This window comes from Pseudomonas sp. TE36184 (assembly GCF_054060055.1).
Window position 1 is genome coordinate 5,120,797 of record NZ_JBSSCU010000001.1, and the last position, 13,089, is coordinate 5,133,885.

Sequence of the window (13,089 nt, forward strand, 5' to 3'; positions counted from 1 at the left end):
GGCAAGCCCCCTCCCACATTTTGACCCTGTTTCTCCAATGGGTTATGCGGTGTTTGTTAGCCCAGGTTCTTGCCCAGCAGGGCATGGTAGAGCTCGCTGTCGCCAAGGATCCCCACCACCTGGTTGTTGTCGTGCAATACCAACTTGTTGCCCGTCTGGTAGCGGATCTGCAGCGCATCGCGCATGCCGATATTCGAGTCCACCAGTGTCGGCAGGCGGCCCAGGCCTTCCACGGGTTGCCCCGGTGCCCAGTTCTGCAGGTTCATCACCGCGCCATTCTGGCGTGCGCCCCGGATGGTGTTGCCTTCGGCCAGGTCGAGCCACGAGTCGCCGCCCGGATCGAGGCACACCGAGCCGTTGATGCGTTTGCAGTTGTCCAGCGTCCGCATCAGGCTGCGCCCGCACAGCACGTTCAGCGGGTTGGTATGTGCGACGAAGGTACGCACATAATCGTCCGCCGGGTTCAGCACGATTTCTTCCGGCACGCTGTACTGGATGATCTTGCCGTCTTTCATGATCGCGATGCGGCTGCCGAGCTTGAGGGCTTCGTCGAGGTCGTGGCTGACGAACACGATGGTCTTGCTCAGCTTGCTTTGCAGCTCCAGCAACTCGTCCTGCAGGCCTTGGCGGATCAGCGGGTCGAGGGCGGAGAAGGGTTCGTCCATCAGCAGGATGTCGGCGTCCATCGCCAACGCCCGCGCCAGGCCGACGCGCTGCTGCATGCCGCCGGAGAGTTCGTCCGGCTTCTTGTTACGCCATTGGCTCAGGCCCACCAGTTCGAGCTTTTCGTCCACCAGCTTGCGCCGGTCTTTCTCCGGGCGGCCCTGCATTTCGAGGCCGAAGCTGATGTTCTCGCGCACGGTCAGCCAGGGCATCAGGGCGAACTTCTGGAACACCATGGCGATGCGTTTGGTACGCATCATTTTCAGCTCGGCCGGGGTGCAGGAGGCGATGTCGATCTGGCGCCCTTCATGCTCGACGAACAACTGGCCACGGCTGACGGTGTTGAGGCCGTTGATGCAGCGCAGCAGGCTCGACTTGCCGGAGCCCGACAGGCCCATCAGCACACAGATCTCGCCTTTTTCCACATCCAGGCTGGCTTTTTCAACGCCGACGATCTGGCCGGTCTTTTTCAGGATCTCGTTACGGCTCATGCCCTGGTCCAGCAGCTTGAGCGCTTCGCGTGGGTCTTTGGAGAAGATCACGTCGACATTGTCGAATCGGATAATGCTCATGCATCACCCCCTACTTTGGCGTCGGGTTGTTTGCAGATGCGGTCGAGCATGATGGCCAGCAGCACGATCGCCAGGCCGGCTTCAAAGCCCAGGGCGATGTCGGCGGTGTTCAGTGCGTTGACCACCGGCTTGCCGAGGCCGTCGGCACCCACCAGGGCGGCGATCACCACCATCGACAGCGACAGCATGATGCATTGGGTAATGCCGGCAGCAATGCTCGGCATGGCGTGGGGCAGTTCAATGCGCGAGAGCAATTGACGGCGCGAGCAGCCGAAGGCTTTGCCGGCGTCCATCAACTCTTGCGGTACATCACGGATACCCAGGTAGGTCAGGCGGATCGGCGCGGCAATCGCGAACACCACCGTGGAAATCAACCCGGGCACCACACCCAGCCCGAAGAGGGTCAGGGTAGGGATGAGGTAGACGAAGGTCGGTACGGTCTGCATCAGATCGAGCACCGGCCGCATCAGGGTGTAGAACATCGGTTTGTGCGCGGCAACAATGCCCAGCGGCACGCCGATGACCACGCAGACCAGGGTGGCGAACAGCACCTGCGCGAGGGTCTCCATGGTTTCCTGCCAGTACCCCAGGTTGAGGATCAGCAGGAAGGAGGCGATGACAAAAACAGTCAGGCCCCATTTACGTTGAATGAAGTGAGCCAGCAGCGCAATCAGACCGATCAATGCCAGCGGATTGAACCAGGTCAGCGCGAACGTCACGCCGTGGATCATCGTTTCCAGGGTCGATGCGATTGCGTCGAAGTAGTTGGCACCGTGTTGGGTCAACCATTCGACGAAGGCAGCGATGTACTGGCCTAGTGGGATTTTCTGTTCAGTCAGCATGGTAGTGAATGTCCACATGCGAAGGGGAAAACATCCCGGACCAGCGCACCAGCCCGGGGTCAGCAGGGATTACTTGGCGAGGTAAGCTTTGACGGCCTCCAGACCTGGTTTGCCATCGACGGTGGTGACACCGGCAAGCCAGGTATCGAGCACTTGCGGGTTCTTCTTCAGCCAGGCCTTGGCCGCGGCGTCGGGTTTCATCTTGTCGTCCAGGACGTTACCCATCAGGGTGCTTTCCATGTTCAGGGTGAACGACAGGTTTTTCAGCAACTGACCGACGTTGCTGCATTCCTGGGTGTAGCCCTTGCGCACGTTGGTGTAGATGGTGGCCTGGCCGTAGTTGGGACCGAACGAGTCGTCACCCCCGGTCAGGTACTTCATCTTGAAGCGGGTGTTCATCGGGTGCGGTTCCCAGCCGAGGAACACGATGGCCTTGCCGCGCTTGGTGGCGCGTTCGACCTGCGACAGCATCCCGGCTTCGCTGGACTCGACGACTTTGAAACCGGCCGACTTCAAGCCGAACGCGTCCTTGTCGATCAGGGTTTGAATGGTGCGGTTGCCGTCGTTGCCGGGTTCGATGCCGTAGATTTTGCCTTCCAGCTCATCCTTGAATTTGGCGATATCGGCGAAGTCTTTCAGGCCTTTGTCATACAGCGCCTCGGGAACGGCCAGGGTGTACTTGGCGTTTTCCAGGTTGGCGCGCACGGTTTCCACGGTGCCGGCATCACGGTATGCCTTGATGTCGTTTTCCATGGTCGGCATCCAGTTGCCGAGGAAGATGTCCATGTTCTTGCCGTCGGCCAGGGACTTGTAGGTCACCGGCACCGAAATCATCGTGGTGCGCGGCTTGTAGCCGAGGCCCTTGAGGATTTCGCTGGTGGTCGCGGTCGTGACGGTGATGTCGGTCCAGCCGACATCGGAGAAGTTGACGGTCTGACATTGTGCCGGTTCTGCAGCGTGCGCCAGGACTGGCAGACTCAGCATGGCGGCCAACAACAACGAGGGTGAACCTTTCATGGGGCTAGACTCCTGTGTACTTTCTGGCGGCATTCGCCGCGCTTTATAAGTGTTGCGGTTGGAACGTGCTTTGAGGCGGCGGCACGGTGCCTTGCCAACGAGTCGAGACTGATCATGTACCAGTGAAAATCTGACGCCTACAGGGGGCGTCGTATCCAGTACAGGCAGGGTCGCATCCAGTGTCGGTGACGTCGTTTACAGATTTTTCCTAAGGAAAAACCGCTGTTTTTACCCATCTGCACCGCTAAAAACGCCCAAAACAGGCCCTTGCTCGTGAGCGACGCTGATGAGCATGGTTGCGTCGGTGTGAGACGCCGTGATGGCAGATAAAAGCCTGATGATGCCGCCATCTGGGCGATCTGAGCGTAGCACCTCGTTCAAGCCTGGCCTGTGCTTATCGAGGAGTTCCACGGCAATGGCTATCAGTGTTTTCGACCTGTTCAAGATCGGCATCGGGCCTTCGAGTTCTCACACCGTCGGCCCCATGCGCGCCGCAGCGTTGTTCGTTCAACGGTTGCGTGAACGTGAATGGTTGGAACAGGTGCGGCGCGTCGAAGTTCAGCTCTACGGCTCATTGTCGGCCACCGGCATCGGCCACGGCAGCGACACCGCAACCATCATGGGCCTGATGGGCGAGTGGCCGGACGCAATCGATCCGGCGCAGATCGGCCTGCGTATCCACACCCTGCGCGAGACCGACACGCTGCTGTTGGACGGGCGTTTACCGGTGCCTTTCGTGTGGACGCGGGACATGCGCCTGCTCGACGAAAACCTACCGTTCCACCCCAATGCCATGACCCTAGTGGTGTTCGGTGCTGACGGCGAGTTGCACCGCGACACCTACTACTCCGTCGGCGGCGGCTTTGTGGTGGATGAAGCCCAGGCGCAAAGCGGCGTGGCGGATATGGACCGCAGCGCATTGCCCTATGAATTCTCCAGCGCGGTGGAGCTGCTGCAACTGTGCAAGAGCCATAACCTGCGCGTCGCCGAGCTGATGCTGGCCAACGAAAAAGTCTGGCGCTCCGAAGATGAAATCCGCAGCGGCCTGATGACGCTCTGGCGCGCCATGCAGGCGTGCGTCGAGCAGGGCCTCAAGCACGAAGGCATCCTGCCCGGCGGCCTGAATGTGCGCCGTCGCGCCGCCAAGTTGCACCGCAGTTTGCTGGAGTTGAGCAAGCCCAACGTGATCGGCTCGACCTTGAGCGCGATGGAGTGGGTCAACCTGTTCGCCCTCGCGGTCAACGAAGAAAACGCCGCCGGCGGGCGCATGGTCACCGCGCCGACCAATGGCGCGGCGGGGATCATCCCGGCGGTGCTGCACTACTTTATGAAGTTCAGCGACGACGTCACCGAAGCCAACGTGGTCGACTACCTGCTCAGCGCGGCGGCGGTGGGCATTCTGTGCAAGAAGAACGCCTCGATCTCCGGCGCCGAAGTCGGCTGCCAGGGCGAGGTCGGCTCAGCCTGCGCCATGGCGGCGGCGGGGTTGGCGGAGATCCTCGGCGCCACCCCGGAGCAACTGTGCAACGCTGCCGAAATTGGCCTGGAACACAACCTCGGCCTGACCTGCGACCCAGTGGGCGGCCTGGTGCAAGTGCCGTGTATCGAGCGCAACGCGATTGCCGCGGTGAAGGCGATCAACGCCGCGCAGATGGCCCTGCGCGGCGACGGCCAGCACTTTATCTCCCTCGACCGGGTGATCCGCACCATGCGCGATACGGGGGCGGACATGCATGACAAGTACAAAGAGACGTCGCGGGGTGGGTTGGCGGTCAGTGCGGTTGAGTGTTGAGACCGCGTCGCCGCTATCGGGGGCAAGCCCCCTCCCACAGGGGAACGCATTTCAGATGTGGGAGGGGCGGTGCGACGATTCGACTTGCCCCCGATAGCGCCAGTCCAAACAACCCTGCTCATAAAGTGAACACCAAAACCAAAAGCGCCACCTTTTAGCGCGTCGCAAACAGATAAGTAGCCCCCAAACGATTTCCCCTCCGACCACCCGTCACCCGTGCCTGCGGTGACAGACGCTTGCTTCGCCCTCAAAGCGCCTACCCACAAGTGCTACCGATCTGCTCACAGCCCTTGAATGGGGCCGCTTGCGCCGCCGATTCGGGGCATATTCCGCACTTCGTACAGGGGCTTGTCTAGACACATCAAGAGGTCGTTTTCAGGAGTTATTGAATGGCCATTCAAATTTAGGCATGGCAATTGCTCTATCAACTCAACGCCTCTCTCTGCATCAGAGACGAGCGCAATAACAAGAGCCTCGCCTGAGGCCATCACCCGCTTTGTGTGAGGAGATACCGCGATGACGTCGTTCAACTCCGGGGCCCAACCCCAGAACCGTGCGCCTCAATCCATCGGCTTTCTGCTGCTGGACAATTTCACGCTGATTTCCCTGGCTTCAGCAGTGGAACCGCTGCGCATGGCCAACCAGTTGTCCGGGCGCGAGTTGTATCGCTGGACAACCCTGAGTGTCGACGGCAACCAGGTGTGGGCCAGCGACGGTCTGCAAATCACCCCCGATGCCGCCATGCACAAAGCCCCGGCCCTGGACACCGTCATCGTGTGCGGCGGCGTGGGTATCCAGCGCACCGTCACCCGTGAACATGTGTCGTGGCTGCAAAGCCAGGCGCGTCAGTCCCGTCGCCTCGGCGCGGTATGTACCGGCAGTTGGGCCCTGGCCTGCGCCGGGCTGCTCGATGGATTCGATTGCAGCGTGCACTGGGAATGCCTGGCGTCGATGCAGGAAGCCTTCCCGCGCGTGTCGATGAGCACCCGCCTGTTCACCCTCGACCGCAACCGCTTCACCAGCTCCGGCGGCACCGCGCCGCTGGACATGATGCTGCACCTGATCAGCCGCGACCACGGCCGTGAACTGTCGGCGGCGATCTCCGAGATGTTCGTGTACGAGCGCATCCGCAATGAACAGGATCACCAGCGTGTGCCGCTCAAGCACATGCTCGGCACCAACCAGCCGAAGTTGCAGGAAATCGTCGCGCTGATGGAAGCCAACCTCGAAGAACCGATCGACCTGGATGAGCTGGCGGTGTACGTCGCCGTGTCGCGGCGCCAGCTGGAGCGGCTGTTCCAGAAATACCTGCACTGCTCGCCGTCGCGCTACTACCTCAAGCTGCGCCTGATTCGCGCACGGCAGTTGCTCAAGCAAACGCCGATGTCGATCATCGAAGTGGCGTCGGTGTGCGGGTTCGTGTCCACGCCACACTTCTCCAAGTGCTACCGCGAATACTTCGGTATTCCGCCACGGGATGAGCGCGTCGGTTCCAACACCACCCAGCAGGTGGCGATGATGCCGATTCCGCCGGCGTTGGTGTTGTCCCCGTTGTCGGGGCCGATGTCGGCGTTGAGCCAGGCGCGCAATGAGTCGACGTTTGCCAGTGTGAGGCTCTAGACCGAGTCGCCTGCATCGGGGGCAAGCCCCCTCCCACATTTGACTGTATTCACAATTCGAGTGTGGGAGGGGGCTTGCCCCCGATAGCGGTCTGTCAGACGCCGGAGTTCTGTTTGAACTGCATCAGCGCCGGCAATAACTGCCTGTCGATCGCCTGCCGCACCGCCGGCAGAATCGTCGCACTGCCGCTGTACATCTGCTCGACCATGCCCTTGAGCGCCTTGGCCCGCGCTTCGCTCAAACCGCGTACCGCACATTCACAGGCCTGCTCGGCGCTGGCGCCGCTGGACACCTCGAAACCGAGCGAGCGCAGTTTGCTCAGCAGGTCATCCTGGTCAATCAAATCCGCATGCATCATGACGTTTATCCTGGTGAAGGGAGCGGGGGGATCGATTTGGATTCTGGTAGCCGACCAGGCGGTCGGCAAGGGCAGAATGCATGAATGGCTCGGATGGCTATGAACAGGTCGTTTTCGGGCCATTTGGCGCGGGCAGGCCAATGACGCGGCCGAGGAGGGCGGGAGTGGGCAGGTCGACTTGCGTGGCGCGGATGGCCGCGAGGCGTTCCAGTGTCGCCTCGGTGAACGGCGTCGAGCGCGGCCCGGCGAGGTCGACGTGCAGCAGCATCTGTTCGTTGCCCGCCAGTTCCTTGTCGTCGCTCACCAGGTGCAGGCTGTGATAGAGGTGCAGGCGCTTGGCATCGTGGGCGATCAGTTGGGTCCGCACCTCCACGTCGGCGCCGAGTTTCACTTCGTGCAGGTAGTTCAGGTGCAGCTCCAGGGTGAACAGCGAATGGCCGCTGGCGGCGCGGTTTTCGCTGTCCAGGCCGAGGGTGTCCATCAGCGCGTCGGTGGCGTAGCTGAAGATCAGCAGGTAGAACGCGTCGCGCAGGTGGCCGTTGTAGTCGACCCAGTCGGGGTGGACCTGGGTGGTGTAGGTGGTCAGTGCCGGCATGCTGGGGGTTTCCTTATTCGGCGAAGGTCATGCCGTGCTTGGCTTTAGTGGTCTTCACCGCTTCCAGCACCGCCAACAGACAATCATCACGGTAGCGCTCCAGCGCCGAAATGCTGTGGTTACCCAACTGCTCGCGGGTGCCGTCGACCACATCGTCGATCAACTTGTCGGTCAGCTCCGGCGCCGGCAGGTGGGTCCACGGCAACTGCAACGCCGGGCCGAACTGTGCCATGAAGTGCCGCATCCCGGCATCGCCGCCGGCCAGGGTGTAGGTCAGGAACGTGCCCATGAACGACCAGCGCAAGCCGGCGCCAAAACGGATTGCGTCGTCGATCTCGCCGGTAGTGGCAACGCCATCGTTGACCAGGTGCAGCGCCTCACGCCACAGGGCTTCGAGCAGGCGGTCGGCGATAAAACCGGGGACTTCCTTACGCACATGCAACGGGCGCATGCCGAGGGATTCATACACCTGGATTGCCGCCTGGATCGCCTCGGGCGCGGTGTGTTTGCCGCCCACCACTTCCACCAGCGGCAGCAGGTACACCGGGTTGAACGGGTGACCGACGACGCAGCGTTCAGGGTGGGTCGAGCCTTCATAGAATTCGCTGGGCAACAGGCCCGAGGTACTGGAGCCGATCAACGCATTCGGCTTGGCGGCCGCGCTGATCTTGCTGTGCAGCTCCAGTTTCAGCTCCAGGCGTTCCGGGGCGCTTTCCTGGATGAAGTCGGCGTCTTTCACGCACGCCTCGATCGTGGCGACAAAACGCAGGCGGTCCTGCGATGCGCCGGGAGCCAGGCCTTGTTTCTCCAGTGCGCCCCAGGCATTGGCGACGCGTTGACGCAGCGCGGCTTCGGCACCGGGCGCCGGGTCCCAGGCCACCACATCGAGGCCGTGGGCCAGGGCGCGGGACACCCAACCGCTGCCGATCACACCGCTGCCGAGGGCGGCGAAGGTTTTGATATCTGTAATAAAACGCATGGCGACATTCCTGAATAAGGTGATGTTCCCCTGTGGGAGGGGGCAAGCCCCCTCCCACAGGTTTTGATCCGGTTTGGGCAGGGGGGTTAGCTGCGTTTTTTGAGGCCCATTTTCAGGCGCCCTTCGGCCGGGGTCATGACCCGCGCGCCCAGGCGGCTGAGGATTTCACTGGCGCGTTCCACCAGTTGACCGTTGGTGGCCAGCACGCCTTTGTCCAGCCACAGGTTGTCTTCCAGCCCGACCCGCACGTTGCCGCCGAGCAGCACCGCCTGCGCCGCCATCGGCATTTGCATGCGGCCGATGCCGAAGCCGGCCCACACCGCGTCGGCAGGCAGGTTGTCGACCATGGCTTTCATGGTGGTGGTGTCGGCCGGCGCGCCCCACGGGATGCCCAGGCACAGTTGGAACAGCGGGTCGTCGAGCAGGCCTTCCTTGATCATCTGCTTGGCGAACCACAGGTGGCCGGTGTCGAAGATTTCCAGCTCGGCTTTTACGCCCAGTGCCTGAATGCGTTTGGCGCCGGCCCGCAGTTGCGCCGGGGTGGACACGTAAATGGTGTCACCATCGCCGAAGTTCAGCGTGCCGCAGTCCAGCGTGCAGATTTCCGGCAACAGCGCTTCCACATGGGCCAGGCGCGTCAGCGGGCCGACCAGGTCGGTGTTGGGGCCGAATGCCATGGGCGTCTCGCCGCCGCCGATCTCCAGGTCGCCGCCCATGCCGGCGGTGAGGTTGACGATGATGTCGATGTCGGCCTCACGGATACGCTCCATCACTTCGCGGTACAAGGCGACGTCGCGGCTGAACTTGCCGGTCTCGGGGTTGCGCACATGGCAGTGAACGACAGTGGCGCCGGCCTTGGCGGCTTCCACGGCGGCGGCAGCGATTTGTTTGGGGGTGACCGGTACATGGGGGCTTCTGGCGCTCGTGTCGCCAGCACCGGTGAGTGCGCAGGTGATGATGACGTCGTGGTTCATGGGGCAGGTTCCTTACAGGCGTGATTTCAAGGCGTAGCGAGGCCGTTCGCGGTCAGGCACGACCGCGAAACGGTGCGTCGAATACCGTTATTTGCTGGTCAGTTGCAGGTTGGCGGCGGCGGGTTTGCCGTCGAAGGTGGTCACGCCTTCGAGCCAGCGCGCCTGGTCTTGCGGGTGATCCTTGAGCCACTGCTTGGCGGACTCGAAGGCGTCCTTGTGTTCCAGCAACGGCTGCATCATTCGGCTCTCGTCGGCGGCGGTGAAGGTCAGGTTGGTCAGCAGCTTGTGGACGTTGGGGCACTGCTCGGCGTAGGTCGGCGAGGTGACGCTCCACACGGTGGCCATGCCTTCGTTCGGGCCCAGGGCGTCTTCGCTGCCGGTGAGGTAGGTCATCGCGATGTTGACGTTCATCGGGTGCGGCGCCCAGCCGAAGAACACCACGGCTTCCTTGCGACGCACCGCGCGGTCGACGGCGGCGAGCATGCCCGCTTCGCTGGACTCCACCAGCTGGAATTTGCCCAGGCCGAACTGGTTCTTGGCGATCATCGCCTTGATCTGGGTGTTGGCGCCCGAGCCCGGCTCGATGCCGTAGAGCTTGCCGCCCAGTTCTTTCTCGAACCTGGCGATGTCGGCGAAGGTTTTCAGGCCTTTGTCGGCCAGATAAGTCGGCACCGCCAGGGTCGCGCGCGCGTCTTCCAGGCTCGGTTTATCGAGGACCTTGACCTGCTTGGCGTCGACGAACGGGGCGATGGTCTGGGTCATCAGCGGGTTCCAGTAGCCGAGGAACAAGTCCAGGCGCTGGTCGCGGATGCCGGCGAAGATGATTTGCTGGGACGCGCTGGTCTGTTTGGTCTTGTAGCCGAGGCCATCGAGCAACACTTGGGTCATGGCGCTGGTGGCGATCACGTCGGTCCAGTTCACCACGCCCATACGCACGTTCTGGCAGGATGGCGCGTCGGCCGCGAAGACGCTGGTACTCAAGATGGCGCTGGCGCTGAAGGCGAGCACGCAGCGGCTGATCAGTCGGTTCATGGTGGTTCCCTCGGCAGGTCGTTATTGTGGGGGCCGGCGTCTTTGTGCGCCGTGGGGTCACGTTACGCAGCTTGAGGGGCGACAAAACGCACGGCGGCGACCCGCTCTTGCACTGCAGCGACCTGTGCTCTTGAATGGGCCGTTGAACTGGCGTATCACAGTGACCACGCTGCCGGTCCTACGAGAGCGCACCATGTCCCAGGATTTCTACTTTCTGCTGATGCCGGGGTTCTCGGCCATCGGCTTTATCTCCGCGCTCGAACCGCTGCGCGTGGCCAACCGCTTTCGTGGCGAGTTGTACCGCTGGCATGTGTTGAGCGCGGACGGCGGCGCGGTGCTGGCGAGCAATGGCATGTCGGTCAACGCCGACGCGGCGCTGGAGCCGCTGAAAAAAGGCGCGACGCTGATGGTGGTCGCCGGTTTCGAACCGCTTGAATTCGCCACCCCGGCCCTCGAACATTGGCTGCGCCGCCTCGACCATGATGGTGTGACCCTCGGCGCCATCGACACCGGCGCCTGCATCCTGGCCGAGGCCGGGCTGCTCGACGGCCACCGCCTGACCCTGCACTGGGAAGCCATCGACGCCTTCAAGGAAGCCTATCCGCACCTGAGCGTGACCCAGGAACTGTTCGAGATCGACCGCCGCCGCATCACCTGCGCCGGCGGCACCGCTTCCATCGACCTGATGCTCGACCTGATCGCCCAGGCCCACGGCCCCGACCTGGCGATCCAGGTCTCCGAGCAATTCGTGCTCGGGCGCATCCGCCCGCGCAAAGACCACCAGCGCATGCAGATCGCCACGCGCTACGGCATCAACAACAAGAAGTTGGTGCAGGTGATCGGCGAGATGGAACAACACACCGAACCGCCGTTGAGCACCCTGGCCCTGGCCGAGGCGATCAAAGTCACGCGGCGTCAGTTGGAGCGGCTGTTTCGCCTGCATCTGAACGACACGCCGAGCAACTTCTACCTCGGCCTGCGCCTGGAAAAAGCGCGGCAGTTGTTGCGCCAGAGCGACATGAGCGTGCTGGAGGTGAGCCTTGCCTGCGGCTTTGAGTCGCCGTCGTATTTCACCCGCAGTTATCGGGCGCGATTTGCCAAGTGTCCGCGGGAGGATCGGCGACGGGAGGTGGTTTGATCGGCGATTATAGTCAATTATACTCACGGCTATAATTTATAGTTAGTTCAATAATTGAGTATAAAAGCATGTCCAAGCCCAGCGGTTTTGTGTTCCGCCGCCCCACCCTGGCAAGCAGTATTGCCGATGGCCTGGTGGGCGTGGGTATCCAGGATTTCACCTCTGGCCTGTTTCTCGCGGCGCCGCGTCGTACCGGCAAAAGTACTTTTCTGCGCGAAGACCTTCTCCCCGAGTGCCAGGCTCGGGGTTGGCTGACGGTGTATGTGGACCTGTGGGCCGACAAGGAGAAAGATCCCGCCGAGCTGATTTCCAGCGCCATTGCCGGTGCGTTGGTGCCTTTCGAAAAGGGCATCCGCAAACTGGCGAAGAACATCGGCATCGAAAAACTCAGCTTCCTGCGCACCTTGTCCTGGGACTTCACCAAGCCTCAACTGCCCGTGGGCGCGACCCTTACGCAAGCACTGGAATTACTTCACCGCGCCGCCGAAAAAACCGTGGTGCTGGTGATTGACGAAGCCCAGCACGCGCTCACCACCGAAGCGGGCATCAACGCCATGTTCGCCCTCAAGGCCGCACGCGACCAGCTCAACCAGGGCCGCGAAGGCGAGGGCAGTGGCTTACACCTGGTGTTCACCGGCTCCAACCGCGACAAGCTCGCTCATTTGGTGCTGGGCAAAAGCCAGCCGTTCTTCGGCTCCAGCATCACGCCGTTTCCGTTGCTGGGTAAGGCGTTCACTCAGGCTTACACCGCGCATCTCAACGCGCACCTGGCCAAGACCAACCAATTCAACGCGGCGGATATCGACGAAGCATTTGAGTTGGTAGGCCGGCGCCCCGAGATGCTGCGCACCATCATCGGTGAAGTGGCCCTGGAGTTGGGCGAGGCAAGCAACCTGGGCCAGTTGCTGCACAGCCGCGCGGAAGTGCTGCGTGCTGGCGTCTGGAACGAATTCGAAAGCGCCTGGAACGCCCTCACCCTTGCGCAACGTGCCGTGCTGCAAGTGATGGTGGAGCGTTCGCAACACAATCAACCCTTCGCCCCGTTCACCGACAGCACCCTCATTGCGGTCAGCAAGGCGCTGGAGGAGATGGGCAGCGACGTGGTGCCCGGCACTCAGACCATCCAGGCGTGTATCGATGCCCTGCGTGACAAGGAACTGGTATGGAAGTCCAGCCGCGGCGGTTATGCCCTGGAAGACAAGTCCTTCGGCGACTGGCTGCTGCACAAGCACCGTACACCCGGCTAAACACACCACACAGCCAATGTGAGAGGGGGCAAGCCCCCTCCCACAGTAAATTGCCGGTGTGCCTATTGCTTTATCAGGGCCGAACACACCGTCTTGAAGGCTTCATGCTGGTACTACACCCCTTCTCCTGTAAGCGACAAAGATCAAATGTGGGAGGGGGCTTGCCCCCGATGACGGTGGATCAGCGGCACCTGAGTGGCTGACACACCGCCATCGGGGGCAAGCCCCCTCCCACAGTGAATTGTCGGTGTGCCTATTTC

Annotated in this window: 12 protein-coding genes; 4 read left to right on the top strand and 8 right to left on the bottom strand. The window is 62.1% G+C overall.

From position 1 onward, the window contains the following. Positions 1 to 56 precede the first annotated feature (56 nt). The 3 genes from choV to ACVWZP_RS23035 form a co-directional block, all read right to left on the bottom strand. Entirely contained in the window at positions 57 to 1,235 is a 1,179-nt protein-coding gene (choV, locus tag ACVWZP_RS23025) for a choline ABC transporter ATP-binding protein (protein ID WP_046381796.1), read from the bottom strand. After that, on the bottom strand, positions 1,232 to 2,077 hold the full coding sequence (choW, locus tag ACVWZP_RS23030) for a choline ABC transporter permease subunit (RefSeq protein WP_015886271.1): 846 nt from the start codon (positions 2,075 to 2,077) through the stop codon (positions 1,232 to 1,234). The genes choV and choW overlap by 4 nt, the downstream gene beginning before the upstream one ends. Before the next feature lie 69 nt (positions 2,078 to 2,146). Continuing rightward, positions 2,147 to 3,094, bottom strand: a complete 948-nt coding sequence (locus tag ACVWZP_RS23035) for a choline ABC transporter substrate-binding protein (RefSeq protein WP_017844933.1) — start codon at positions 3,092 to 3,094, stop codon at positions 2,147 to 2,149. A 415-nt stretch (positions 3,095 to 3,509) separates the two neighbouring features. Here ACVWZP_RS23035 and ACVWZP_RS23040 point away from each other — a divergent pair, with 415 nt between their 5' ends. Together ACVWZP_RS23040 and gbdR are read left to right on the top strand one after the other, a co-directional pair. Next, positions 3,510 to 4,886, top strand: a complete 1,377-nt coding sequence (locus tag ACVWZP_RS23040; protein ID WP_126585128.1) for an L-serine ammonia-lyase — start codon at positions 3,510 to 3,512, stop codon at positions 4,884 to 4,886. Between the two features lie 516 nt (positions 4,887 to 5,402). Next, on the top strand, positions 5,403 to 6,506 hold the full coding sequence (gbdR, locus tag ACVWZP_RS23045) for a choline metabolism transcriptional regulator GbdR (RefSeq protein WP_017844931.1): 1,104 nt from the start codon (positions 5,403 to 5,405) through the stop codon (positions 6,504 to 6,506). A 94-nt stretch (positions 6,507 to 6,600) separates the two neighbouring features. Here the strand turns inward: gbdR and ACVWZP_RS23050 are convergent, their stop codons facing one another. The 5 genes from ACVWZP_RS23050 to ACVWZP_RS23070 form a co-directional block, all read right to left on the bottom strand. Then, the gene (locus ACVWZP_RS23050) at positions 6,601 to 6,864 is read right to left on the bottom strand and encodes a hypothetical protein (RefSeq protein ID WP_017844930.1); all 264 of its coding nucleotides are present in this window, start codon (positions 6,862 to 6,864) and stop codon (positions 6,601 to 6,603) included. Between the two features lie 97 nt (positions 6,865 to 6,961). Continuing rightward, on the bottom strand, positions 6,962 to 7,459 hold the full coding sequence (locus ACVWZP_RS23055; protein WP_108524909.1) for a thioesterase family protein: 498 nt from the start codon (positions 7,457 to 7,459) through the stop codon (positions 6,962 to 6,964). 13 nt (positions 7,460 to 7,472) lie between these two features. Further along, the gene (locus ACVWZP_RS23060) at positions 7,473 to 8,438 is read right to left on the bottom strand and encodes an L-carnitine dehydrogenase (protein WP_046381800.1); all 966 of its coding nucleotides are present in this window, start codon (positions 8,436 to 8,438) and stop codon (positions 7,473 to 7,475) included. Between the two features lie 86 nt (positions 8,439 to 8,524). Continuing rightward, positions 8,525 to 9,412 carry a BKACE family enzyme gene (locus ACVWZP_RS23065; protein WP_108524913.1) on the bottom strand — a complete coding sequence of 296 codons (888 nt, stop codon included), beginning with the start codon at positions 9,410 to 9,412 and terminating at the stop codon, positions 8,525 to 8,527. Between the two features lie 87 nt (positions 9,413 to 9,499). Further along, positions 9,500 to 10,444, bottom strand: coding sequence for a choline ABC transporter substrate-binding protein (locus ACVWZP_RS23070; RefSeq protein ID WP_017844926.1), 945 nt, complete (start codon positions 10,442 to 10,444; stop codon positions 9,500 to 9,502). A 193-nt stretch (positions 10,445 to 10,637) separates the two neighbouring features. On the opposite strand from ACVWZP_RS23070, the gene ACVWZP_RS23075 reads away from it, so the two are divergent. Together ACVWZP_RS23075 and ACVWZP_RS23080 are read left to right on the top strand one after the other, a co-directional pair. Further along, on the top strand, positions 10,638 to 11,582 hold the full coding sequence (locus ACVWZP_RS23075) for a GlxA family transcriptional regulator (protein ID WP_017844925.1): 945 nt from the start codon (positions 10,638 to 10,640) through the stop codon (positions 11,580 to 11,582). A gap of 68 nt (positions 11,583 to 11,650) precedes the next feature. Next, on the top strand, positions 11,651 to 12,829 hold the full coding sequence (locus tag ACVWZP_RS23080; RefSeq protein ID WP_046381803.1) for an AAA family ATPase: 1,179 nt from the start codon (positions 11,651 to 11,653) through the stop codon (positions 12,827 to 12,829). Positions 12,830 to 13,089 lie beyond the last annotated feature (260 nt).